The 24,178-nt window shown below is 61.2% G+C and carries 18 protein-coding genes; 5 read left to right on the forward strand and 13 right to left on the reverse strand.

What is annotated here, in order from left to right; translation table 11 throughout:
• Positions 1–2,123: 2,123 nt before the first annotated feature.
• From PCA20602_RS06850 to PCA20602_RS06900, 11 genes are all read right to left on the reverse strand, one after another.
• Positions 2,124–2,870, reverse strand: coding sequence for an ABC transporter ATP-binding protein (locus PCA20602_RS06850; RefSeq protein ID WP_039394132.1), 747 nt, complete (start codon positions 2,868–2,870; stop codon positions 2,124–2,126).
• The gene (locus PCA20602_RS06855; RefSeq protein WP_150720596.1) at positions 2,870–4,666 is read right to left on the reverse strand and encodes a branched-chain amino acid ABC transporter ATP-binding protein/permease; all 1,797 of its coding nucleotides are present in this window, start codon (positions 4,664–4,666) and stop codon (positions 2,870–2,872) included. Before PCA20602_RS06855 ends, PCA20602_RS06850 begins: the two co-directional genes overlap by 1 nt.
• An 18-nt stretch (positions 4,667–4,684) precedes the next feature.
• Positions 4,685–5,740, reverse strand: a complete 1,056-nt coding sequence (locus tag PCA20602_RS06860; RefSeq protein WP_069341106.1) for a branched-chain amino acid ABC transporter permease — start codon at positions 5,738–5,740, stop codon at positions 4,685–4,687.
• A gap of 382 nt (positions 5,741–6,122) precedes the next feature.
• Entirely contained in the window at positions 6,123–6,620 is a 498-nt protein-coding gene (gene hpaR, locus PCA20602_RS06865) for a homoprotocatechuate degradation operon regulator HpaR (protein ID WP_069341105.1), read from the reverse strand.
• 257 nt (positions 6,621–6,877) lie between these two features.
• A complete protein-coding gene (locus PCA20602_RS06870; protein ID WP_150720597.1) occupies positions 6,878–8,023 on the reverse strand; it encodes an ABC transporter substrate-binding protein in 1,146 nt (381 codons plus the stop codon).
• A 230-nt stretch (positions 8,024–8,253) separates the two neighbouring features.
• Positions 8,254–9,036, reverse strand: coding sequence for a sulfite exporter TauE/SafE family protein (locus tag PCA20602_RS06875; protein ID WP_150720598.1), 783 nt, complete (start codon positions 9,034–9,036; stop codon positions 8,254–8,256).
• 646 nt (positions 9,037–9,682) lie between these two features.
• On the reverse strand, positions 9,683–10,681 hold the full coding sequence (locus PCA20602_RS06880; protein ID WP_150720599.1) for a branched-chain amino acid ABC transporter permease: 999 nt from the start codon (positions 10,679–10,681) through the stop codon (positions 9,683–9,685).
• A 10-nt stretch (positions 10,682–10,691) separates the two neighbouring features.
• Positions 10,692–11,576 (reverse strand): branched-chain amino acid ABC transporter permease, encoded by an 885-nt coding sequence (locus PCA20602_RS06885; protein WP_150720600.1) that lies wholly within the window; start codon positions 11,574–11,576, stop codon positions 10,692–10,694.
• A gap of 97 nt (positions 11,577–11,673) precedes the next feature.
• Positions 11,674–12,867, reverse strand: a complete 1,194-nt coding sequence (locus tag PCA20602_RS06890) for an ABC transporter substrate-binding protein (protein WP_150721079.1) — start codon at positions 12,865–12,867, stop codon at positions 11,674–11,676.
• Between the two features lie 85 nt (positions 12,868–12,952).
• Positions 12,953–13,729 carry an ABC transporter ATP-binding protein gene (locus tag PCA20602_RS06895; RefSeq protein WP_150720601.1) on the reverse strand — a complete coding sequence of 259 codons (777 nt, stop codon included), beginning with the start codon at positions 13,727–13,729 and terminating at the stop codon, positions 12,953–12,955.
• Between the two features lie 8 nt (positions 13,730–13,737).
• Positions 13,738–14,517, reverse strand: a complete 780-nt coding sequence (locus PCA20602_RS06900) for an ABC transporter ATP-binding protein (RefSeq protein WP_069341099.1) — start codon at positions 14,515–14,517, stop codon at positions 13,738–13,740.
• Between the two features lie 697 nt (positions 14,518–15,214).
• Between PCA20602_RS06900 and PCA20602_RS06905 the strand changes: the two genes are divergently transcribed.
• The 3 genes from PCA20602_RS06905 to PCA20602_RS06915 are packed head-to-tail and all read left to right on the forward strand — an operon-like array spanning position 15,215 to position 18,048.
• On the forward strand, positions 15,215–15,991 hold the full coding sequence (locus tag PCA20602_RS06905) for a phytanoyl-CoA dioxygenase family protein (protein WP_150720602.1): 777 nt from the start codon (positions 15,215–15,217) through the stop codon (positions 15,989–15,991).
• Between the two features lie 6 nt (positions 15,992–15,997).
• Positions 15,998–17,215, forward strand: a complete 1,218-nt coding sequence (locus PCA20602_RS06910; RefSeq protein WP_150720603.1) for a methyltransferase domain-containing protein — start codon at positions 15,998–16,000, stop codon at positions 17,213–17,215.
• Positions 17,212–18,048, forward strand: a complete 837-nt coding sequence (locus PCA20602_RS06915) for a hypothetical protein (protein WP_150720604.1) — start codon at positions 17,212–17,214, stop codon at positions 18,046–18,048. The genes PCA20602_RS06910 and PCA20602_RS06915 overlap by 4 nt, the downstream gene beginning before the upstream one ends.
• A gap of 41 nt (positions 18,049–18,089) precedes the next feature.
• Here PCA20602_RS06915 and PCA20602_RS06920 read toward each other — a convergent pair whose 3' ends face one another.
• Positions 18,090–19,748: a GMC family oxidoreductase gene (locus tag PCA20602_RS06920; protein ID WP_150720605.1), complete on the reverse strand. Its 1,659-nt coding sequence runs from the start codon at positions 19,746–19,748 to the stop codon at positions 18,090–18,092.
• A gap of 111 nt (positions 19,749–19,859) precedes the next feature.
• A complete protein-coding gene (locus tag PCA20602_RS06925) occupies positions 19,860–21,368 on the reverse strand; it encodes a CoA-acylating methylmalonate-semialdehyde dehydrogenase (protein WP_150720606.1) in 1,509 nt (502 codons plus the stop codon).
• Positions 21,369–21,622: 254 nt separating this feature from the next.
• Here PCA20602_RS06925 and PCA20602_RS06930 point away from each other — a divergent pair, with 254 nt between their 5' ends.
• Together PCA20602_RS06930 and fumC are read left to right on the forward strand one after the other, a co-directional pair.
• Positions 21,623–22,498 carry a LysR family transcriptional regulator gene (locus PCA20602_RS06930; protein WP_150720607.1) on the forward strand — a complete coding sequence of 292 codons (876 nt, stop codon included), beginning with the start codon at positions 21,623–21,625 and terminating at the stop codon, positions 22,496–22,498.
• Between the two features lie 263 nt (positions 22,499–22,761).
• Positions 22,762–24,153, forward strand: a complete 1,392-nt coding sequence (fumC, locus tag PCA20602_RS06935) for a class II fumarate hydratase (protein WP_150720608.1) — start codon at positions 22,762–22,764, stop codon at positions 24,151–24,153.
• The last annotated feature ends 25 nt before the right edge of the window (positions 24,154–24,178 follow it).

The following is a 24,178-nucleotide window of genomic DNA, read 5'->3' on the forward strand; positions in this document are numbered from 1 at the left end:
GCGAAGATCGCCGGTGCCCCGACTGCGTTCCAACTTAAAGTCACTCCGTCAGGGCACCGGCAATCTCCGCCAAGCTCCCGTCCGGGCACAACCGACGCGACGCTTGTGTTCATGTTCCACGTGAAACGTCTGCCGCCCGCAAACGCCAATTTGCTAACCTCGCATCAAATCGATCGAGCCGGATGACTGCCGCGCATTGCTCGACATTCGGCGCCGTTTGAGCGCAGGTCTCCCATCTCTAATCGGAGGATTCGTTAGACTTCCGTCCCCACTTCCCACTCGCTGTCGACTCGGGCGCCCCCCTTGCCTCCCTGCCGTAAGTACGAACGTATCGACGTCCACTAGCCCCCTCTCATACTCAAGCCGCCCATGCGAGCTTTGACCTGAAGATGCATTAGGAGAGGGTGGCGCTTACGGGGTGGCTTGTGTTCGAAGCAAATAACCCCTCAGGCGACCACAGTAATCGATGATGATCCGACTGCACCTCGATAACACGGTGGCTCATCGCCGGTATCCTCTTTACGTCCTGGACTACGCCGACCGGGGCTCGCCAGCGCCTTAAGTAAGTTCAACGATACGGTCGCATCAGCATCGGCGGATCCGCATGAGCCGGTACCGGGCAACTTGGTTCAAGAAGGATCGGCCGGGCGCGTTACACGTGAACCGTGGGCTTACGTGACACTCGCCCCGCCTGCGCAGCCAATCCGTCCTGATCGTCGATACGGTAAGAAATCACTCGACGCACACGTTTGTTCTGCGATGCACCGTTCCACGTGAAACATGAGTTCAACGATCACCCGATGTAAAACCTGGAGAACACCCCGTTGCCCCCTTGGACCAGGCATTGATCGCTCTAACGCATGGCCCTTTGTGAATCCGCAGTTCTGTCTCAGCGCGTGAGCCACCCAACCCTGTTTCACGTGAAACACAAGTCCAGACAGTTCAAGCGTCGAACGTGAAGATGTAGTTCCGGCGCTTCCAGTCATCACTGGGTGACATGCAGATTTGGAAACCGTGGACGTCAGCCCCCTCCCTTTTCGATGAACGTTTGCGCACTACCGGGAAATGACGCTCACAAGAAGGTTGAAGCTCGCCGAGTTGCCAGGCAACTCACCCCGGAGATTTGAGTGGTGGGGATTGGGGATGCCCTGACGGAGCGACTTTAAAGTTGGAGCGCAGTCGGGGCATCCCCAATCTCCACTGCCCGGGCGAATGGGAGAATGGCGCCGCAATAGCGGGATGTGGTTCAAGCGGGAACGACGAAGTATGAACGGCACCCCGGTACAGCCAGTCACGAAACCGGATCACGTCCAGAAATAGCGAGGGCGCATTCCCTGGAAATCTGATTGGTGGGGATCGGCGGTACCCTGACTGCGCTCCAACTTTAAAGTCGCTCCGTCAGGGCACCACCGATCCCCACGGCCCGGATGGATGAGAGAACGACACCGCGATACCGGCATGTGGTTTAAACCGGAAAGACGCACGAACGGCAGCTCGTCCAGTAGCAGCAAGACGCCACCAGATCACATTCGGAAATCCCACAGCCGCACTCCCCGGAAATCCGATCAGGGGGATCGGCGGCACCCTGACGGAGCGACTTTAAAGTTGGAGCGTAGTCAGGGTGCTGCCGATCCCCACTGCCCGGATGGATGAGAGAACGACACCGTGATAGCAGGACGTGGTTCCACGTGAAACACCAGAAGCAAAGAAACAAAACCCACCAACGCAAACTCCAAAGCAAGCCCCACCACAGAACGCCCCGTCCCTAGACGCACCGCGTTATCCACATCCCAACTCCACCGCACGAAATCCGTTTTCAGGAATTTGCTTTTCTGTGGATAACCCTGCACGTCAATTTCACTCGATTTTCGAAAAAATCCCGCAACCCCTTATTGCGGCAGTGCGCCATGGATTTGAGTTACCCACACATATCCACAAGCAACTGTGAATAAGTGACCTAGCACACAATCGGGATAACTTTCCCGATCCGCCCAAAATAATTGGGGACGGATACCCGACGCGAACGACCGTTCGCTAACCATCGAGAGGGTCGGAAAAGAAAAAGCCCGCCGAAACGGCGAGCTTCTTCATCGCTTCCAGGCGAAGCCAAATCGGCCAAACCGTCAGGCTGCCTTCTTGGCCAACCCCAGGTAAGTCTCGATGACCTTCGGGTTGGTTGCCAGCTCCTGTGCAGGACCTTCCAGCGCCAGTTCGCCCGTCTCGATGACGTAGGCATAGTCGGCGACCTGCAAGGCCGCACGGGCGTTCTGCTCGATCAGGAGCGTCGCCACGCCGGTCTTACGCAAATCGTTGATGATGTGGAAGATTTCCTTCACGATCAGCGGTGCCAGTCCCAGACTCGGTTCGTCGAGCATCAGCAATTGCGGCTTGGCCATCAACGCCCGGCCCACGGCGAGCATCTGACGCTCACCGCCCGACAGCGTGCCGGCCTGCTGCACCCGCCGCTCCTTGAGCCGCGGGAAAAGCTCGTAGACCACGTCCATCTGGTCCAGGAAGTTCTTCTCCCCTGCCTTCTTGCGACGATAAGCCCCCAGCAGCAGGTTGTCCTCGACAGTCATCGTGGAGAACAGCTCGCGCTTCTCCGGCACCAGACACATGCCACGCGAGACGCGCGCCTCGATGGTCAGCGCCGACATCTCCTGACCAAGATAGGCCACGCTCCCCTTGCTCGAACCATTGTGCGGCAACGCCCCCATGATGGCGTTGAGCATCGACGACTTGCCCGCACCGTTCGGACCGATCACGGTGACGATCTGCCCCGCGCCAACCCGCAGATGCGCCCCATGCACCGCCTCGACTTTGCCGTATGCGACGGCGAGGTCCTTGACCTCAAGAATCGCGTCTGCCATCACTCCACTCCTCCAAGGTACGCTTCGAGCACCGCCGGGTTCTTCTGCACGTCTTCCGGCAGACCCTCGGCAATCTTGGTGCCGAACTCCATCACCACCAGGTGATCGGTCAGATTCATCACGAAGTCCATGTCGTGCTCGACCAGCAACACGCTCATCCCCTCGGCCTTGAGCTTCTTGAGCAGATCGCCCAGCGCCTGCTTCTCTTTGTAACGCAGACCCGCGGCCGGCTCGTCGAGCAGCAGCAACGTCGGATCGCACGCCAACGCACGCGCAATTTCCAGAATACGCTGCTGACCCAACGCCAGACTGCCCGCTTCGTCGTACATGTGTGCGCCAAGGCCCACACGTTCGATCTGAAGCTTGGCTTCGTGCAACAGCATGGCTTCTTCGTGACGATCCAGTCGCAACACGCTGGACCACACACCGCCCTGCGGACGGCGACGCAGCCCGTTCTTGTCACGCAGATACGCACCGATCGCCACGTTCTCGAGTACGCTCATATGCGGCATCAGACGCACGTGCTGGAAGGTCCGGCCAATACCGCGCTTCACGATCTCGCGCGACGGCAGACGATCGATACGCTCACCCAGGAACGAGATCTCGCCACGCGTGGCCTGCAACACGCCGGTCACGAGGTTGAAGGTCGTCGACTTGCCGGCGCCGTTCGGACCGATCAGACCGACGATCTCGCCCGCCTTCACTTCGAACGACACGTCGTTCACGGCCACCAGACCGCCGAACTCCTTGCGCGCCTTCTCAAGCTTGAGCACCACTTCGCCCACGGCCGGTTTCGGGCGATGTCCCAGCGCGTCCGCCTGCTCCGGCGCCTTCGCGACACGACGTGCCGGGAAGATCTTGCCGAAGAACGGCCACACGCCGTCGCGCGCATATTGCAGCAGCAACACCAGCAAGATGCCGAAAACGATGGTCTCGAAGTTGCCGTTCGCGCCCAGCAGCACCGGCAGAATGTTCTGCAAGTAGTCCTTGAGCACCGTCAGGATCGCCGCGCCCAGCACCGCGCCCCACACATGCGACACGCCGCCGACCACCGCCATGAACAGATATTCGATGCCGTGGTTCAGGTTGAACGGCGTCGGGTTCACGGCACGCTGCAAGTGCGCGTACAACCAGCCCGAGATCGCCGCGAGGACCGCCGCGTAGACGAAGACAACGACCTTCATCCACGCAGTGTTCACGCCCATCGCTTCGGCCATCACGCCGCCGCCCTTGAGCGCGCGAATGGCACGGCCGGGACGCGAATCCAGCAGGTTCTTGATCGACACCACCGCCAGCACGACCACGATCCAGATCAGGTAGTACATCTGACGCCCGCTTGCCAACTCCAGACCGAACAGATTGATGGTCGGGATGTCGTTCAGGCCGTCGTACTTGCCCAGGAATTCGAGGTTGCCGAACAGGTAGTACAGCGCCAGCCCCCACGCAATCGTGCCCAGGGGCAGGAAGTGGCCCGACAGACGCATCGTGATCGCGCCGATGATGAGCGCGGCACCCGCCGTGATCACCACGCCGACGAGCAGACCCAGCCACGGCGAAGCGCCGTAAGCCGTCGTCAGATACGCCGTCGCGTAAGCGCCCAGACCGACGAACGCCGCCTGTCCGAACGACGTCATGCCGGCCACGCCGGTGAGCAGCACAAGGCCGATAGCGACAATGCTGTACAGACCAATGTAGTTGAGCAGCGTCACCCAGTATTCAGGCAAACGCACCGGCGCCGGCAGTACCGGCAACACGGCCAGCAGCACCAGGAAAATCAGGAAGTATTTGTTTTTCATTCTGTGGTCCGCCCCGGCTTATTCCTCGTCTTCTTCCACATGCTTGCTCGTGAGCGACAGCCACAGCAGCACCGGAAGGATCAGCGTGAAGACGATGACCTCCTTGTACGCACTCGCCCAGAAGGACGAATACGACTCCAGCAGGCCCACGAGAATGGCGCCGAGCGCCGCGACCGGATAGCTCACCAGACCGCCGATGATCGCGCCCACAAAGCCCTTGAGACCGATCAGGAAGCCCGATTCGTAATAGATGGTGGTGATCGGTGCGATCAGAATGCCGCACAGCACCCCGAGCACCGCCGCCAGCGTGAACGCCAGACGACCGGCCTGCACCGTGCCGATACCGACCAGACGCGCGCCCAGACGGTTCACCGCCGTCGCACGCAAGGCCTTGCCCGAGAGCGAACGATCGAAGTAGAAGTACAGCGCCAGGATCATCACGACCGACACGCCAACCACCCACAGGCTCTGCCCCGACACCATTACCGAACCGATGTTGAAGCTCGCGTCCGAGAACGCCTGCGTGCGCGAACCCTCAGCACCGAACATCACCAGACCCAGGCCCGTGAGCGCAAAGTGCACGCCGACCGAGACGATCAGCAGCAACAAGGTGCTGGCTTCGGCGAGCGGCTGATACGCCAGACGGTAAAGCATCGGTCCCATCGGCACGACGAGCAGCAGCGTGACGGCGATCTGCACGAGCATCGGCAAGGTCATCGGCGCGAGCGCCTTGACCACGAAGAACACGGCAATCGGAAACACGAGATATTTGCCCGCAAACACCGGCACAAGGCGACCCGCCAGTTTGCGACGCTCACTGTGACGCAGCAGGCTGGTCGTCTCCACGATGAACGTGCAGATGCCCATCGCCAGGAGCAGCCAGCTCGTCAGCGGAAACTTCTGGGTCTGGAGTGCCGCCAGCGTGAGCGCGCCATACGACACGAACTCGCCCTGCGGAATGAAGATGACGCGGGTGACGGAGAACACCAACACGAGCGCCAATGCCAGCAAGGCATAAATCGCACCCGTGGTGATGCCGTCCTGCGCCAGGATGGCTGCAATCGAAAGATCCATGCTCCTCTCACTTCGTTTGAGTACTTCTTGAACCGGCTGGCGACACAGCCGGTGTGATGCACGGTGTAGCGCGCTGCCACCCCGTTCCCCTTCAGTTCGATACACCTCGCACGGTCCCCGTGTCGCAGCGCAGCGAATTATGAATTGTATAAATCGTTATGCATTGGTAAAACCCGGGTGACTACTGAGATGACGCAATCGTCCGAGCGTTCCGACGCCTCCCGCTCTCCTCGGGAGGCGCCTTCGTGCGCCGGCCACCCGTTACTTCACGTACCTTTTCACAGACTTCTCACGGACTTCTTGCCGTACCGAGTCCCGCCCGCGCCGACCGATCCCCTACAGCCCCGCCGGCTGCCGGGATCCCTCGGGCGCCCAGGACAACTCAGGCAGCCTTGCGGCGACGGCGCGGCTTGGTCGGCAGCGACGGCGCATCGGCCAGCACTTCCGGCGGCAACGCTTCGCGCACCACGTCGAGCAGCCGGTAGATTTCGGCGAGCGTATCGCGCCCGACCTTGTCTTCCAGATAGCGATAGCGCTCCTCGACCAGCGGGCCGAGCTTCTTGCACAGGGCGCGGCTCGACGGCGTCAGCGACACCATCACGCGACGCTGGTCTGCCGCCACCCGGCGACGCATGATGAGCCCGGAAGCCTCCATGCGTTCGAGCATGCCCGACAGACTGGGGCTCAGGATGCAGCACTCACGTGCGACCTGCCCGATCTCCATTTCCCCGGATTCGCTATCGTTGACGGCCCGAATGACACGCCATTGTTGTTCCGTGATGTCGTAGCAATTGAGCAAGGGGCGAAATAAGCCCATCACCGCTTCACGCGATTGCAGCAACACCAGGGATAGGTTGCGGTGTTCGAATTCACCCGTCATGGATTTACGCTCGAAAGGATCGTCCGTTCAGCCCCCCGGCTGCGGCGATCAGGTTGGGACAATGCGGCCTCTCTTGTGCCGCTCGCAAACGCATGTCCTGCCGTCTCTTTGCGATGCGCGAAACTACCACGCTCAAAAAAAACGGGCGCGAACGCCCGTTCTTTCGGCCCGTCTGGTCAAACCGGGCGCTAATACCGCAGAAATTTTCGATGTGACAGCGGGGCATGCCTGCATGCTATAGGCAGCCCCGACGCGCATCAGTTCGCCAATTTCCACTTGCCGTCGACGATTTGCACCATCACGCGCGAGCGCTGGTCCAGACCATTGTGGTCGTTCTTGCTCATGTTGAAGATACCGGCAGTGCCCGGCATGTCCTTCACGTTCTCGAGCGCGTCGCGCAGCGCAGCGCGGAATTCCGGCGTGCCCGGCTTGGCCTTCTTCAGTGCGACCGGAATCGTCTTTTGCAGCAGCAGACCGCCGTCCCAGGCGTGGCCGCCGAAGGTCGAGATCGAACCGGCGCCATAGGCCTTTTCGTAAGCGGCCTTGTAAGCAGCCGCCGACTTCTTCACCGGATTGTCGTTCGGCAGTTGCTCGACGACGAGCAGCGGGCCGGCCGGCAGGAACGTCCCTTCGCAGTCCTTACCGCAAACGCGCAGGAAGTCGTTGTTCGCCACACCGTGCGTCTGATACAGCTTGCCCTTGTAGCCGCGCTCCTTGAGCGAGCGTTGCGGCAGCGCTGCCGGCGTGCCCGAACCGGCGATCAGCACGGCGTCCGGGTTCGCGCCCATGACCTTGAGCGTCTGGCCGGTCACCGACGTGTCGGCGCGGTTGAAGCGCTCGACTGCCACGACCTTGATCTTCTTCAGATCGGCGGCCTTCTGGAATTCCTTGAGCCAGCCTTCGCCGTAGGCGTCTGCAAAGCCGATGAACGCGGCGGTCTTCACGCCGTTGTTGGCCATGTGCTCGGCGATCGCCGTGGCCATCAGAATGTCGTTCTGCGGGGTCTTGAAGGCCCACGTGCGCTTCTCGTCCATCGGCTCGACGATGGCAGCGCCGGCGGCCATCGAGATCATCGGGGTCTTCGTCTCGGCAGCAACGTCGACCATCGCCAGCGAGTTCGGCGTGACGGTCGAGCCGAGCACGGCGTCGACGTGATCTTCACTGATCAGCTTGCGCATGTTCTTGACGGCGGTCGTGGTGTCGGTCGCGTCGTCGAGCACGATGTACTGCACCGACTGACCGTCGATGGTCTTGGGCATCAGTGCAATCGTGTTCTTCTCGGGAATGCCCAGCGAAGCCGCCGGACCGGTCGCCGACAGCGACACGCCAATCTTCACCTGAGCGTTCGCAACGCCCGCGACGAGCATCATGGCCGATGCCATACACAGCAACTTCAGTTTCATTTGGGTCTCCTCACAAAAATTTCGAATTCGTTTTTTTGATACGTCGTTGCGGTCGCCGATGTGACGGATGCGACAGCGTTCCGATACCGCCACCGCCACATTAACCGACCGCTCAGTCGGTAAATTGTCGCCCATCTTACGGGCACGGATGCCAGTTCGTAAAGTGCGGTTTCCCCACGTGTGGCATCCGCCACAGCGAGCATGCCGTCATCCGCCCCGCGAGCGCAACATCAACCGCGCAAAAAGGCGTCGTAACCGGTCTTCACGATCAGCACCGCAAGCACGGCAAGAAACATGCGCCGCACGAAGCCCACGCCGTGCTTGAGCGCGAGACGGCTGCCGACCTGGCTGCCCAGCACGTTCATGACCGCCATGGCCGCGCCGAGCTGCCACCACACGTGCCCGCTCATGCCGAACAGCAGGAGTGCTGCCAGATTCGTCGCCACGTTCACGATCTTCGAGGACGCCGACGCGTTCACGAAGTCCTGCCCGAACAGGCGTACGAACAGGAACACCAGGAAGCTGCCCGTGCCAGGGCCGAAGAAACCGTCGTAAAAGCCGATGGTGCCGCCCACGGCGATCGCCATGAGGGTCACCCCCGTGCCGCCCTTCACAGGGGCGTGAACGGTGCCGAAATCCTTTTTACGCAGGGTGTAGACCGCCACGGCCACGAGCACGAACGGCAACACCTTGCGCAACACATCGGCCGGGACATGCGTGACGGCGTATGCGCCGCAGAACGAGAAGACGAAGGCGGCGAGCGTCGCGGGCAGCACGATGGTCCAGCGCAACTGAATGCCGCGCGCGTAACGCAGCGCAGCCGAGGCCGTGCCCCAGATGCCGGCCATCTTGTTGGTGCCAAAGAGCAGCGGCGGCGCCGCATTCGGGAAGACGGCGAACAGCGTCGGCACGGAAATCAGTCCGCCGCCGCCCACGACCGCGTCGACCAGTCCGGCCAGGAAAGCTCCGCCCGCGAGCATCAGCAAATCGCTCAGCGCCCAACTCGTCAACATACATTCCCCATACACGACACCCCGAACCACCACCCCGCCCCGTGCTGCGAGGCCGGCCAGACGAAAACGGCGAGCATAGCGTTTTTATTCCGCATTGCGCGTACTAAAGCGGTGCGATTCTCGCAACACGGCGTAAAGGCCGGCCCGAACGCCCGTTTTGTGCGGGAAAACGGGGGAACGAAACTAGACACGAGTCACGCGCGAAGCGAGTTCGTTGACGGATACCAAGGGAGATGTCCTGAAGCAGGCGCTGCGATGAAAGGGACAGGGATGGATGCTGCTCGCCAGCATCGTGATCGATGCGACCGTGGTGGCCATGGGGTGGCGCCAGGCGAAGGCTTCACGAACGCGCGAAGCACAATATAAAAAGCGCTGTTGGAGTCTTCTCCAACAGCGCTTTCTTTTTTGGCGGTGCGCGTTATCGCGCTTGTTGTCTCCTCGTTCCTCGCCCCTATATCCTGCTGTGACGCGAACTGAGGGAGAGAATAAAGGAGCACCCAATGCACCACAAGTCAGCATTTACCCCTACGAATTAGGTTTTTTCTGACATTCATGCGCCAGGGTGATGAGCGGACGCCCCACAGGAGTGCATTTCCGCTCAAACGTCTTCCCGATTTCGCTCTTTTCGGGACGCCCAACCTCTCATTTATGAGTGCTGCGACATCGCTCTGAAGAACCGGCTACGGGCCGTCAGTTCGCCCACCAGACCGCGCCGGAACGACAGCACGCAGATGATGAAGATCGCGCCGATGACGATCGTCACCGACTCGCCGAGCGTCTGGAACCACGTCACGCCGGTCGCCGTCGCCAGCCAGTTGCCGATATCGCCGAGCTTGTTCTCCAGCACGATGATGACTACGGCGCCGACCACCGGCCCGAGCATCGTGCCCAGACCACCGACCAGCGTCATCAGAATCACCATGCCCGACATCGTCCAGTGAACGTCGGTGAGCGTCTCGAAGCCGAGCACTACGGTCTTGGTCGAGCCGGCGAGTGCCGCAAGCGTCGCCGAGAGCACGAATGCCAGCAGCTTGAAGCGGTCGACGTCGTAGCCGAGCGAGATGGCGCGTGGCTCGTTCTCCTTGATCGCCTTGAGCACCTGCCCGAACGGCGAATGCACGATACGCATGATGAGCAGGAAACCCAGCGCACAGATCGCCAGCACCACATAGTAGAGCGTCAGGTCCGAGTCGAGCGGCAACAGGCCGAACAGTGCGCCGCGCGGCACGCCTTGCAGGCCGTCTTCACCACCGGTGAACGGCGCTTGCAGACAGAAGAAGTAGAACATCTGGGCGAGTGCGAGCGTGATCATCGCGAAGTAGATGCCCTGACGCCGGATCGCCAGCAAGCCGATCACCAGCCCCAGCACGGCCCCGGCCACCACGCCCGCGAGAATGCCCACTTCCGGCGTGAAGCCGAGATTGCGAATCGCATAGCCGGTGACGTAACCCGCACTGCCGAAGAAGGCCGCGTGACCGAACGACAGCAGCCCCGTGAAGCCCAGCAGCAGATTGAACGCGCACGCGAAAAGCGCGAAGCACAGCACCTTCATGACGAAGACCGGATAGGCGCCTGCGAACGGCGCCACGATCAGGGCAAGCAGCAAAAGGGAATACAGCACGCGTTGTTGCATCGGTTGTTGCATTGTCCGCCCCTTACTTTTGTTTGCCGAACAGCCCAGCCGGGCGCAGCAGCAACACGATCACCATGATGAAGAACACCACGGTCGCCGAGGCTTCCGGGTAGAACACCTTGGTGAAGCCTTCGATCACCCCGAGCATCAGACCCGTGACGATGGAGCCCATGATGGAGCCCATCCCGCCGATCACGACCACCGCAAACACGGTGATGATCATCGACTGCCCCATGAGCGGCGAGATCTGGATGACGGGCGCGGCGAGCACACCGGCGAACGCGGCGAGCGAGACACCGAAGCCGTACGTGAGCGTGATCATCAGCGGCACGTTCACCCCGAACGCTTCCACGAGCTTCGGGTTCTCCGTGCCCGCGCGCAAGTACGCACCGATCTTCGTCTTCTCGATGATGAACCACGTCGCGAAACACACCACGAGCGACGCGACGACCACCCAGGCCCGATAGTTCGGCATGAACATGAAGCCGAGGTTGGTCGCGCCGGACAGGGCTTCAGGGGCGTCGAACGGCTGACCGGACACGCCGTAGATCGAACGGAACACCCCTTCGAGCACGAGCGTGATGCCGAACGTCAGCAGCAGGCCGTAAAGATGATCGAGCTTGTAGATCCAGCGCAGCATGGTGCGCTCGATGACAATGCCGATGATGCCCACCACGACGGGGGCGAGAATCAGCATGACCCAATAGTTGAGGCCGAGATAATTGCCGCCCATCCAGGCGAGCATGGCCCCCAGCATGAACAACGCGCCGTGCGCGAAGTTGATCACGTTGAGCAGGCCGAAAATCACCGCCAGGCCGAGACTCAGCATGGCGTAGAACGAGCCGTTCACAAGTCCCAGCAGCAGTTGGCTCAACAGCGCCGGTAGGGGGATGCCTAGTAATTCCATCGAAATCGATTCTCTGGCAGAAAGGTCGCGACGGGACAGGCGTCCCGCCGCTATCGTTGCATCGTGACTTGTTGTCTACGCGATGACGTTGCTGCGCTTACTTGAGCTTGCAGGTCGATTCAGCTTCCGTGGTGAAGGCCTTCTCACCCGGAATCGTGGCGACCACCTTGTAGTAGTCCCACGGCGCCTTCGACTCGGCCTTCGACTTCACCTGCATCAGGTACATGTCGTGGACCATCGTGCCGTCCTTGCGGATGTAACCCTTGCTGAACATGTCGTCGATCTTGATCTTGTGGAGCTGTTCCATGACCTTGTCGGCGTCCGTCGTGCCGGCGGCCTGTACGGCCTTCAGATACGTCGTCGTTGCCGAGTAGTCACCGGCTTGCAGGCTCGACGGCATCTTCTTCATCTTCTCGAAGTAACGCTTGGCGAAGGCGCGGGTCTTGTCGTCCTTGTCCCAGTACCAGCTGTCGGTCAGGTACATGCCTTCGGTGTTATCCAGACCGAGCGAGTGAATGTCGTTGATGAACACGAGCAGACCGGCGATCTGCATCTTGCCCTTGATACCGAATTCCTTCGCCGCCTTGATCGCGTTGATGGTGTCGCCACCGGCGTTCGCAAGACCGAGCACCTGCGCCTTGGAGTTCGCGGCTTGCAGCAGATAGGACGAGAAGTCCGAAGCGGACAGCGGGTGACGCACCTGACCGACCACCGTGCCGCCGTTGGCCTTCACCACGTCGGACGTGGACTTCTCCAGCGCGTGACCGAACGCGTAGTCAGCCGTCAGGAAGAACCACGACTTGCCGCCCGCCTTCACCACGGCCGAGCCCGTGCCGCGCGCGAGCGCAACGGTGTCGTACGCGTAGTGCACGCCGTACGGCTGGCACTGGTCGTTGGTGAGCGCATCGGAGCCGGCGCCGACGTTGATGTAGACCTTCTTCTTCTCGGCCGAGACCTTGTTCATCGCGAGACCGGTACCGGAGTTGGTACCGCCGATGAGCATGTCAACGCCCCCACGGTCGAACCATTCGCGCGCCTTCGAGGCGGCGACGTCGGCCTTGTTCTGGTGATCGGCCGTGACCAGTTCCACCGGCTTGCCGAGCACCTTGCCGCCGAAGTCGGCGATGGCCATCTTGATGGCCTCGGCACCGCCCTGCCCGTCGATGTCGGTGTACAGGCCCGACATATCGGTGATGAAACCGATCTTCACCGTGTTGCCATCAGCATGGGCCTGCGAGGCCATTGCCGCAAAACCGAACGCAGCCGCAACGGCCAACGCCTTCATCCGCATCGTCATCTTCGTCTCCTTCGTGGATTTGATCGCCTGGGTCCATCGCCCGGCATGCGCGCTACGCGTGCGCGCCGGGTAGCTCACCTCATACGCCCAACAACTCGTGCAGCACCGGCATCTTCGTCTCCAGCTCCGGAGCGCCGAAGCGCTCCACGATCTTGCCGTGCTCCATCACATAGAAGCGATCGGCCAGCGGAGCCGCAAAACGGAAATTCTGTTCCACCATCACGATGGTGTAGCCCCGCGCCTTGAGCGTAGTAATCATGCGCGCCAACGTCTGCACGATCACCGGCGCGAGGCCTTCGGAGATTTCGTCGAGCAACAGCAGATTGGCGCCGGTGCGCAGAATGCGCGCGACCGCCAGCATCTGTTGCTCGCCGCCTGACAGGCGCGTGCCCTGACTGTGGCGTCGCTCTTTCAGGTTGGGAAACATGTCGTAGATCTCGTCGAGCGACATGCCGCGCCCGCCGTCTTCGCGACGATTGCCGCTCATGCCGATGTACGGCGGCAGCAGCAAGTTCTCCTCGCACGAGAGGCTGGCGAAAATGCCGCGCTCTTCGGGGCAATAGCCCACGCCGTGATGCGCGACCTTGTACGTCGGCAGATGAATCGTCTCCTCACCCCCGATGCGAATCGATCCCTGACGCTGGCCGGTCAGGCCCATGATCGCGCGCAGCGTGGTGGTACGCCCGGCGCCGTTGCGACCGAGCAGCGTGACGACTTCGCCACGCCCGACCGTGATATCCACGCCGTGCAGGATGTGCGACTCGCCGTACCAGGCCTGAAGCCCTTCGACTTCCAGCGCCGGAACGTTCGTCCCGTTCTTGCGCTCGCCACCCTGATTGCCACCGTTACCGTACATAGCCGTCCTCACCCGTGGGCTCCCTGCATTTCGCCTTCCGCCGTGCCCATGTAGGCTTCCATCACTTGCGGATTCTTCGACACTTCGTGATACGGCCCTTCGGCAAGCACCTCGCCGCGCTGAAGCACGGTGATGGTGTCGGAGATGCCGGCAATCACGTTCATGTTGTGCTCGACCATCAGGATCGTGCGACCCGCCGAAACCTTCTTGATGAGCGCGGTGACGCGATCGACGTCTTCGTGCCCCATGCCTTGCGTGGGCTCGTCGAGCAACATCAGTTCGGGCTCCATAGCAAGTGTGGTCGCGATCTCGAGCGCACGCTTGCGGCCGTAGGGCAATTCCACGGTAAGCGTATGCGCGAATTCGGTGAGGCCGACTTCCGCGAGCAGTTCCATCGCACGGGCGTCGAGCTGGCGCAGCGTACGGCTGCTGCTCCAGAAGTGGAACGCGGTGCCGAGGTTGCGTTGCAAGCCGATACGCACGTTCTCGAGCACGGTGAGGTGCGGGAACACGGCGGAAATCTGGAATGAGCGGATGATGCCGCGGCGCGCGATTTGCGCGGGCGCTTCGCGGGTGATGTCTTCACCGTTGAAGGTAATCGTCCCGGCGCTGGGGACGAGGAATTTCGTCAGCAGGTTGAAGCAGGTCGTCTTGCCGGCGCCGTTCGGGCCGATCAACGCATGAATGGTGCCGCGCGCGACGCGCAGGTCGACCCCGTTCACCGCAGTGAAGCCACGGAACTCCTTGGTGAGTCCGCGCGTTTCGAGAATGAAATCGTTGTTCGCCATGTCTCCTGCCACATTCCTGGTTGGTGGTGCGAAGCATGGGGCGAATGCCGCAAGCCTGAGCATCATCGTCTGTGACAACCGCAAGGCAGACCGGTGACGCTATGGTTTGCGTCGTCGGCAGCAGGCCCCGCGTTCCCCAATGGGGCGCCGAATTCTTGGTTCGGTCGCCTATAAGGAATCGTTATTGTGTGTGGTTTGCTGCAACGCGATCATTGGGATTTGCACTAGGCTTCGCACCCCTCGAAACACGCATGCGCACACGCATTGCAGAACGTTCGGTCACATGAGGCGAGCCTGCGCGCCGCCCTTGTGCGACAAGGCTTTTGCGGCACACGCAAACGGGCGCGCGATAGCCGAAATCGATCGGCTATCGTCGCGCACCTACCGGACCATTAGGTATTACTACGTAAGTTTTTGGGAAAGCGGGACAGACGTTGCGAAACACGAGGCGACGATCAGGCAACCGACACTTCGGTTTTTTGTCGGCGCGCTTTCGTCAAATGGCGCGCAAGGCCCCAGGGCGGCCAAAATTTAAGAATATCTCCAAACCCACTATCGACTCCCCATGTAACGATCACTTGGTGCCTGCCGATGCCAACCGTTGCCCCACCAACAGTAGAAATGCCACGGTTTTTTGTCGAGCCAACGGCGGCGACGCGGACACGATATCGGCTAAACATCGGGGGAGACGATAGCAATGACTCAAGAGTATGTGTATCAATTCGATATCAACGGCTATGTGATCATTCCTGGAGCACTCTCGCCGTCGCACGTACGACGCTTGCAAAAGTACTGGTCTGCCAACCTGACAGCGCATCAGCTTTACGATGTGAACTTCGATTGGGGTGACGACTGGCGCGGACTGATCGATATCGATTCCGTCTATTCATTTCTCGATTTCGTATATCGATCCAAGTTCCGACTGGATCACATGTTCTGCGCCGACGAACGCTTCGTTAGCAGTGGCGGTCAATTGCACCATCAAGCCGATATGTTCGATGAAGGCATCTATTACTGGGTTCGGAACAAACGAATACATAGCGGCTTGGTTGCCGTCCAGTACGCGATATCGGACATACCTGAAACGACAAATCATTTCTGCTGCATCCCGGGCTCCCATCGAGCCAACTTCCCGGTTCCCGAGACATATCGAAGTCTCGCAAACAATGCGCTATTACGGCATGTCGCCCTAAATGCCGGTGACGCCGTCATCTTCTCGGAAGCCCTGGTTCACGGCACCTTCAAAGTAAAAGACTCGGGCCCCAGACGAAGCGTATTTGCGAGATACATGAACAACCACTCATATTTCAGAAGACCAGCCTCACAGCGCGAGATCAATTCGCTACCGCCCACGCCGAATCACGCCGCAGCACCAAATGCGCAAGTCTTCTCAACAAGTGGGCTCACGGCCCGACAGAAACAATTGGTCGTCGAGCCCGCCTACGCTCGGGGACACGCACCGGTCAGGAGCTGAACCCCCATGGAACCCATTAGCGTCAAGGCAATCGTTCGTAAGCACAACAGCGTCCTCTTTCTGACGAATCCTCGTGGCGAGTTGGAGTTACCTGGAGGGCGCCCGGAATCTGGCGAATCACTTGAAACCGCATTAGCCCGCGAATTCGAAGAGGAATGCGGTGTCGCAATAACATCGGCAACCTATGTTGGCAGCCGTTCCTGCGAGGTCGTAACCGGCAAGCGCGTATTGCTCGTGTTCTTTGCGTGCTCCATCTCATCGGACAGCCCGATACTCAGTAACGAACATACGGCCTATGAATGGATCGATGTAACCGCAGGGAAGCCGATCAACATGCCGAACTTTTACTGGCTCGCCTGCGCACAACCCAAAGAGATAGCGCCGCAACCGAACCGCCCCCCGATGGCAGCCAGTCATTACCCGTTATTTACGGGCGACGATGATCGGCAACGCCTTTCGATAACGTCCGAGATATACAACGCTGCAAGCATAGAATTCCTTCGACGTTACACACCATCGACCGGGCACATGCTCGATGTCGGATGCGGACACGGCCAAATCACCCAATGGCTGGCAACGAACCACCCAGACGCCACGGTTATCGGAATGGACAACAATACCGAACAACTTGCGATGGCGAGGTCCTTTGCGATGGCAGCGGACGTCAAGAACATCACATTCGAACACGGCGACATCAATGACATCTTCAGCGTGTTCCCGCCAACTCCGACGTTCGATCTCATTACCTGTCGCTTCACACTATTGCATGTCGCGCACCGCGCGGCTGCAATAGACGCGCTAGTTCAGCTTCTCACCCCATCTGGTGTTCTGATTCTCGAAGAACCATCCTTAGAAAGCCTCTTTTGCATTCCAAACGTAGCCAGCTTTGAACGCGCCAACGCCGCAATAAGCGCGTACGGAAGGACCCAAGGCATCCGCTACGACTGTATCGACGACATTTGGTCACTGATCACAGACATGAACGTCAAGATTCAAGACGCCCGCTTTAGCCAACCGACGATCTGGAAAAAAGAGCACAAGCGACTAGTCAGCCTTTCGTTTAGTCAGTTTTCCCCACGCCTCGTTTCCGCTGGAATACTTGACGCATCAAGCGCACAAAGCATCCTCCAATCGCTCGATAACGAGTTCATGAGCGACCTTGTAATCTCCGGCGGATTACGAACGCTTCAGATTGCGATCTCGAAGCATGAGGTGTCGCCATGACACCGGAAGTTCAGTGCATTTCTCGGGGAATTTACGAGAGAATTCCTGCCGAGGATGTCGTTGGATACTATCGTCGCCCTCACTCTATTCTCGTGTGGGCTGTAGACGGCGCATCAACACTCTCTGAATCTCCATTTACGACATTCAGCGATGTTTCCGACGCGGGTTGGTTCGCGCGAAAAATTTCAGACGCGCTTCCACAACTGGCCTCCCCCTCGTTCACGACATCGAGATTGCAAAGGCAACTTCGCACGATAAGGCAGCAATACTTTCTCGCTTCAGGCAAGACAACCCCAATGCATGATTGGCCCGTCGCGGCGGCGACAATTGTGGAGATCGCTACCGACATCCCCACGAAACTTTCTGTGACGATCCATCGTTATGCCGACTGCTTCGAACTGTTTCATCAGGAAAAAATTCCATCAAGTCCCAAGCACAATCGACCCGCTCCGCTCACTCACGCTTTCGACGAGTGGAAACCCCACTCAGGATTTACAGGCGACAGACTTTCGCAGTTGCGATCAAGACGGTCCCAACAACAACGCAACGAGTTCAGTTCTGCACTCACGTTGAACCCCATGAGCGCACTCAACGCTCAAAGGGTTCGCCTAACGCTCAGTACGCCCGCCCAGATTTTGGTGGGTACAGATGGCCTGTCACGCGCGTGGGACACCTATGGGCTGATGACAAAGGAAGAAGCATTGCGACTGGTAGCACAATCAGGGCTAGACGCCTTGCTCAACGTCATTCGACATCACGAAGCGTCGCTCGCCTGTCTCGCAGATCGCAAGCGGAGAGACGATGCAAGCGGCGTTTTTCTTTCCTTTTCCTAATTTTTTGAGCGAAATTCCCGCCGTTCATTTCGTTAAGCCCCTCACCGACTCTCCGCCTTCCTAGCGGCACGAATCATGTCGCTGGCGCGCTCCGCGATCATGATCGTCGGGGAGTTGGTGTTGCCGGAGGTGATGGTCGGCATGACCGATGCATCGACCACGCGCAGCCCCTGCACACCGCGCACGCGCAGTTGCGAATCGACGACCGCGTTGGCGTCGTCATCACGTCCCATGCGGCAGGTGCCGACCGGATGAAAGATCGTCGTGCCGATGTCGCCTGCCGCGCGCCTGAGATCGTCATCGCTCTGAAACGACGGCCCCGGCAGATACTCGCGCGGCTCGTAACGGGCGAACGCCGGCGCACCGACGATGCGACGCGTGAGCTTGATCGCATCCGCCGCCACACGCAGGTCGTCTTCCGTCGACAGATAATGCGGCGCGATGCTCGGCGCGACGCGCGCATCGGGTGAGCTCAGATGCACGTGACCGCGCGACGTCGGACGCAGATTGCACACCGACGCCGTAAACGCATTGAACTTGTGCAGCGGCTCGCCGAACTTCTCCAGCGATAACGGCTGCACGTGATACTCCAGATCGGGACGTGCGACATCGTCGCGACTGCGGGCGAATGCGCCGAGTTGCGACGGCGCCATGCTCATCGGTCCACGTTGCGTGAACGCGTACTGCATGCCGATCGTCAGTTTGCCGAGCAGACTGTTCGCGGTGAGATTGAGCGTCTTCGCGCCGCGCAGCTTGTACACCGTGCGCAACTGCAAATGATCCTGCAAATTCTCGCCGACGCCCGGCACGTGCGACACCACGTCGATGCCGAAACCGCGCAACCGTTCGCCGTCGCCAATCCCGGACACTTCCAGCAGATGCGGCGAGTTCACCGCACCCGCCGCGAGAATCGTCTCGACGTTGGCGAGCGCCGTGAAGTCTTCGTTGCCGCCGCGATACGCCACGCCCGTGCAGCGCGTGCCGTCGAAGAGCAGACGGCTCACGCTGGCGCCCGTGATTACCGTCAGGTTCGGACGCTGCGACGCCGGACGCAGAAAGCCCTTCGCCGCACTCCAGCGCACGCCGCGTCGCTGGTTGACTTCGAAGTAGCCAATGCCGAAGTTGTCGCCGCGATTGAAGTCGTCTGTCCGGGGAATGCCGATCTGCTCGGCGGCGTCGGCAAACGAGTCGAGCACGCGCCACGACAGCCGCTGCTGCTCCACGCGCCATTCGCCGCCGCTGCCGTGAAACTCGGTGCTGCCCTTGTAGTGATCTTCGCTGCGACGAAAGAGCGGCAACACGTTGTCCCAGCGCCAGCCATCGTCGCCCGTGGCGTCGGCCCAAACGTCGTAGTCTTCGCGCTGCCCGCGCATGTAGATCATGCCGTTGATCGACGAGCTGCCGCCGAGCACCCGGCCGCGCGGATAGGCGAGCGAGCGGCCGTTGAGACCGTCTTCCGCCTGCGTGCGATACAGCCAGTCCGTGCGCGGATTGCCGATGCAGTAGAGATAACCGACGGGGATGTGAATCCAGTGATAGTCGTCCTTGCCGCCCGCTTCGAGCAGCAGCACGGTGACGTCGGGGTCCTGCGTCAGACGATTCGCGAGCACGCACCCGGCCGATCCGGCGCCGACGATCACGTAATCGAAGCGCTCCTGTTTGTCTGAAGGCTTATCTGTATGCAACGCCTGCTTGCTCATTCCCGCATGTCTCCGTCGATGGCGCGGCACTCGCCATGGTGTGGTGCCGGCGCTGGTGCGGCACCCGAGTGGGGTGGACTGTCGCCACCCCGCGCGGGTTCATTTTTTGATTTACTTCGCCACCGGCATCGTGAACTCGGCCCCCTTCGCGATGCTGTCCGGCCAACGCTGCATCACGCTCTTGAAGCGCGTGTAGAAGCGAATGCCCTCTTCGCCATAGGCGTGATGGTCGCCGAACAACGAGCGCTTCCATCCGCCGAACGACTGCCATGCCATCGGCACCGGAATCGGCACGTTGATGCCCACCATGCCGATCTTCACCTGACGCGAGAAAGCACGCGCCACACCGCCGTCGCTCGTGAAACACGATACGCCATTGCCGAACTCGTGCGCGTTGATCAGCTCGATGGCCGACGCCAGATCGGGCACGCGCACGACCGCCAGCACCGGTCCGAAGATTTCGTCGCGATAAATGCTCATCTCGGGCGTGACGTGATCGAACAGCGTGCCGCCGAGGAAGAAGCCCTTCTCGTGACCCGGGACATTGAGGCCGCGCCCATCGACGAGAAGCGTTGCGCCCGCACTCACGCCCTGCCCGATATAGTCCTCGATCTTCGCCTTGTGGGCCGCCGTGACGACCGGGCCCATCTCGGAGGCGTCGTCAACGCCCGGTCCCACGCGCAACGCCTTCACGCGCGGCACCAGCGCATCGACCAGACGATCCGCCACCTGCCCCACGGCCACCGCCACCGAGATCGCCATGCAACGCTCGCCCGCCGAGCCGTAGGCGGCGCCGATCAGCGCGTCGACCGCCTGATCCAGATTCGCGTCGGGCATCACGACCAGATGATTCTTCGCGCCGCCCAGCGCCTGCACGCGTTTGCCGCGCTTCGTGCCTTCCGTGTAGATGTATTCCGCAATCGGCGTGGAGCCGACGAACGACAGCGCTTCGACGTCGGGGTGCGCCAGGAGCGCATCGACGGCGACCTTGTCGCCCTGCACCACGTTGAACACGCCGTCGGGCAATCCAGCCTCGCGCAGCAGATCGGCGATCAGCAGACTGGCGGACGGATCGCGCTCGGACGGCTTGAGCACGAACGTGTTGCCGCAGGCCAGCGCGATCGGAAACATCCACATCGGCACCATCACCGGGAAGTTGAACGGCGTGATGCCCGCGCACACACCGACCGGCTGTCGCAGATGCCAGTTGTCGATGCCGCCGCCAATGTTGTCGCTGTGCTTGCCCATGAGCAGGTTCGGCGCGCCGCAGGCGTACTCGACGATCTCGATGCCGCGCGTGACTTCGCCACGGGCGTCGGAGAACACTTTGCCGTGCTCTCGCGTGATGATGCGCGCGAGTTCGTCCTGATGTTCGTCGAGCAACGCCTTGAACTTGAAGAGCACGCGGGCGCGCTTGAGCGGCGCCGTCTCGGACCACGACGGCAGCGCGGCCTTCGCCGCCGCCACCGCGGCATTCACGTCCTGCACGCTCGCCAGCGCGACGCGCGCACTGACCGTGCCCTGCGCCGGATTGAAGACGTCGGCAAACCGTTCGCCGTCACCGGCCGCTCGCTGGCCACCGATGTCGTGCTGCACGACGGGAATATCAGCATTGCTCATGTTCGTTCCTCTGGATTTGGCGACGTGGTTCGCCGCTCGGTCATCGTTTTCCGCCCTGTCGCGCCTGTCTGCCGTCTCACTTTCTGCCTCGCTCTCCAACCGATGCACTCACCGGCACACGCGACGATGAGCCCCAAGCGTACTGCCGCCCCTCGAAGCAATCCAATGAGAAATTATCAAAAGCAATATAAGATTCCCTTATGTTGATCCCTCGGCGTCGCCGGAGGACCTCAGACCCTGCCGACCGCGCCCCCATGGAACTCGCCCATCTCCGTGCCTTTGTCGCCATTGCCCATGAGGGCAATCTCACGCGCGCCGCCCAGCGCCTGCATCTGACGCAACCGGCGGTCAGCCTTCAGGTCAAGGCATTGCAGGAAGCCTTGCGACTGACGCTCTTTACCCGCACGGCGCACGGGCTGGCGCTCACCCGCGACGCGCAGGCGCTGCTGCCGCTGGCCGAGCGCATGCTCGCCGCGCTGTCCGACTTCCAGCAGGCCGCCGGTGCACTGCGCGAAACCGTGCGCGGACGCCTTCGCATCGGCACCATCCTCGATCCCGAGTTCACGCGCCTGGGCGGCTTCCTGAAGCGGCTCGTGGAGTCGTATCCCCACATCGAGACGGCGCTACGGCACAGCATGTCGGGCGACGTGCTGCACCAGTTGGCGCGCAACGAGCTGGACGTCGGCTTCTATATCGGCACGCCCGACCCGACGCGATTTCACGCGATCACCCTCACCCCGTTCTCCTATCAGGTGCTCGCGCCTGCCGGATGGCGCGAACGTGTCGCCCGGCGCGGTTGGCGCGAACTCGCCGCACTGCCGTGGATCTGGACACCGCCGGAATCGGCCCACAACCGTCTGCTCTCGGCCGTGTTCGGCGAGGCCGGGGTTTCGCCCGTCAAGGTGGCGGAAGTGGATCAGGAGCCGTCCATGCTGGATCTGGTGAAGTCCGGCATCGGGCTATCGCTGGTGCGCGACTCGATTGCGCTGCGCGAAGCGCGCGCTCACGGTCTGGCGATTGCCGACAGTGTGAGCGTGCCGACCGAACTCACGTTCGTCACACTCGCTTCGCGCCGGGACGAACCCGCCATTGCTGCGGCCCTCCAACTGGTGGCGGCCGTCTGGGCCTGAGCGTCTACCGGGGGCGAAGACACCCGATAGAGGGCGGCGCAACGCCTTTCGTCCGGTTTCCACGCCGAATCAGCCCCCTCGCGTCACCAATCCGGCGCATAATCCATGCCTGCTCAGGCCTTCGAATTCAGCGCAGTCGAGACATTAGAAAGGCCCACTTCCTCGCAAATCATTCCCATGACGTGGCACGTTCCCCCAACGACGTGCCATGTCGGATCTTCGTCAACGTTCTAGAATTTAATTCTGCTTTCAAGGAGTCGACCATGTCTGATGTGCGAATGGAACGCGATACGTTCGGTGAAATTGCGGTGCCTGCCGATCGTTTGTGGGGGGCGCAAACGCAGCGCTCGCTGCTGAACTTCAAGATCTCGACCGAGAAGATGCCGCGCGAACTCGTGCGCGCACTCGCGCGTGTGAAGCGCGCCGCCGCCGAGGTCAACAAGGACCTGGGCGTGCTCGACGCCAAGAAGGCCGACGCCATCATCAAGGCGGCAGACGAAGTCATCGCCGGCCAGCATGACGACGAATTCCCGCTCGCCGTCTGGCAGACGGGCTCGGGCACGCAGTCGAACATGAACATGAACGAAGTGCTCGCCAACCGCGCCAGCGAACTGCTTGGCGGCGTGCGTGGCGAAGAGCGTCTCGTGCATCCGAACGACGACGTGAACAAGGGCCAGTCGTCGAACGACGTCTTCCCGACCGCCATGAGCGTGGCCGCACTCGACGCCCTCGTGAACCACCTCAAGCCCAGCGTCGATCAGCTGCGCGACACCCTGCACGCGAAAGCGCGCGCCTACGACGACATCGTCAAGATCGGCCGCACGCACTTGCAGGACGCCACCCCGCTCACGCTCGGTCAGGAAATCTCCGGCTGGGTCGCACAGATCGATCACGGTCTGAAGCATGTGAACGACGCGCTGCCGCACGTGGCAGAACTCGCGCTCGGCGGCACGGCCGTGGGCACGGGCCTGAACGCACACCCCGAATTCGCGAAGAAGGTCGCCGACACGCTCGCACGCGACACCGGCCTGCCGTTCGTCACCGCACCGAACAAGTTCGAGGCGCTGGCCGCCAACGACGCCATCGTCCATGCGCACGGTACGCTCAAGACGCTGGCCGCCAGCTTCATGAAGATTGCCAACGACGTGCGCTGGCTCGCCAGCGGCCCGCGTTGCGGCATCGGCGAATTGCAGATCCCGGAAAACGAACCGGGCAGCTCGATCATGCCGGGCAAGGTCAACCCGACCCAATGCGAAGCCATGACGATGCTGTGCGCTCAGGTGTTGGGCAACGATGTCGCCATCAACGTCGGCGGCTCCATGGGCAACTTCGAGCTGAACGTGTTCAAGCCGATGCTCATCCACAACTTCCTGCAAAGCGTGCGAGTCCTCGCCGACGGCGCCGTGAGCTTCAACGACAACTGCGCCATCGGTATCGAGCCGAATCGCGCCCGCATCAGCTCGCTGCTCGAAGAGTCGCTCATGCTGGTGACCGCGCTCAACCCGCACATCGGCTACGACAAGGCCGCGCAGATCGCGAAGAAGGCGCACAAGGAAGGCACCACGCTCAAGGCATCCGCCCTCGCACTCGGCCACGTCACGGCCGAACAGTTCGACGCGTGGGTTCGTCCCGAGCAGATGGTCGGCAAGCGGTAACCGGGCACCGCACTACCGTCTGCCC

Source organism: Pandoraea capi (genome assembly GCF_902459735.1).
GTDB lineage: Bacteria > Pseudomonadota > Gammaproteobacteria > Burkholderiales > Burkholderiaceae > Pandoraea > Pandoraea capi.

Bases quoted from the DNA above. Each gene is read 5' to 3' on its own strand.
- PCA20602_RS06850 (WP_039394132.1), bottom strand. From the start codon at position 2,870: ATGGCAGACGCGATTCTTGAGGTCAAGGACCTCGCCGTCGCATACGGC.
- PCA20602_RS06855 (WP_150720596.1), bottom strand. From the start codon at position 4,666: ATGAAAAACAAATACTTCCTGATTTTCCTGGTGCTGCTGGCCGTGTTG.
- PCA20602_RS06860 (WP_069341106.1), bottom strand. From the start codon at position 5,740: ATGGATCTTTCGATTGCAGCCATCCTGGCGCAGGACGGCATCACCACG.
- hpaR (WP_069341105.1), bottom strand. From the start codon at position 6,620: ATGACGGGTGAATTCGAACACCGCAACCTATCCCTGGTGTTGCTGCAA.
- PCA20602_RS06870 (WP_150720597.1), bottom strand. From the start codon at position 8,023: ATGAAACTGAAGTTGCTGTGTATGGCATCGGCCATGATGCTCGTCGCG.
- PCA20602_RS06875 (WP_150720598.1), bottom strand. From the start codon at position 9,036: ATGTTGACGAGTTGGGCGCTGAGCGATTTGCTGATGCTCGCGGGCGGA.
- PCA20602_RS06880 (WP_150720599.1), bottom strand. From the start codon at position 10,681: ATGCAACAACCGATGCAACAACGCGTGCTGTATTCCCTTTTGCTGCTT.
- PCA20602_RS06885 (WP_150720600.1), bottom strand. From the start codon at position 11,576: ATGGAATTACTAGGCATCCCCCTACCGGCGCTGTTGAGCCAACTGCTG.
- PCA20602_RS06890 (WP_150721079.1), bottom strand. From the start codon at position 12,867: ATGCGGATGAAGGCGTTGGCCGTTGCGGCTGCGTTCGGTTTTGCGGCA.
- PCA20602_RS06895 (WP_150720601.1), bottom strand. From the start codon at position 13,729: ATGTACGGTAACGGTGGCAATCAGGGTGGCGAGCGCAAGAACGGGACG.
- PCA20602_RS06900 (WP_069341099.1), bottom strand. From the start codon at position 14,517: ATGGCGAACAACGATTTCATTCTCGAAACGCGCGGACTCACCAAGGAG.
- PCA20602_RS06905 (WP_150720602.1), top strand. From the start codon at position 15,215: ATGACTCAAGAGTATGTGTATCAATTCGATATCAACGGCTATGTGATC.
- PCA20602_RS06910 (WP_150720603.1), top strand. From the start codon at position 15,998: ATGGAACCCATTAGCGTCAAGGCAATCGTTCGTAAGCACAACAGCGTC.
- PCA20602_RS06915 (WP_150720604.1), top strand. From the start codon at position 17,212: ATGACACCGGAAGTTCAGTGCATTTCTCGGGGAATTTACGAGAGAATT.
- PCA20602_RS06920 (WP_150720605.1), bottom strand. From the start codon at position 19,748: ATGAGCAAGCAGGCGTTGCATACAGATAAGCCTTCAGACAAACAGGAG.
- PCA20602_RS06925 (WP_150720606.1), bottom strand. From the start codon at position 21,368: ATGAGCAATGCTGATATTCCCGTCGTGCAGCACGACATCGGTGGCCAG.
- PCA20602_RS06930 (WP_150720607.1), top strand. From the start codon at position 21,623: ATGGAACTCGCCCATCTCCGTGCCTTTGTCGCCATTGCCCATGAGGGC.
- fumC (WP_150720608.1), top strand. From the start codon at position 22,762: ATGTCTGATGTGCGAATGGAACGCGATACGTTCGGTGAAATTGCGGTG.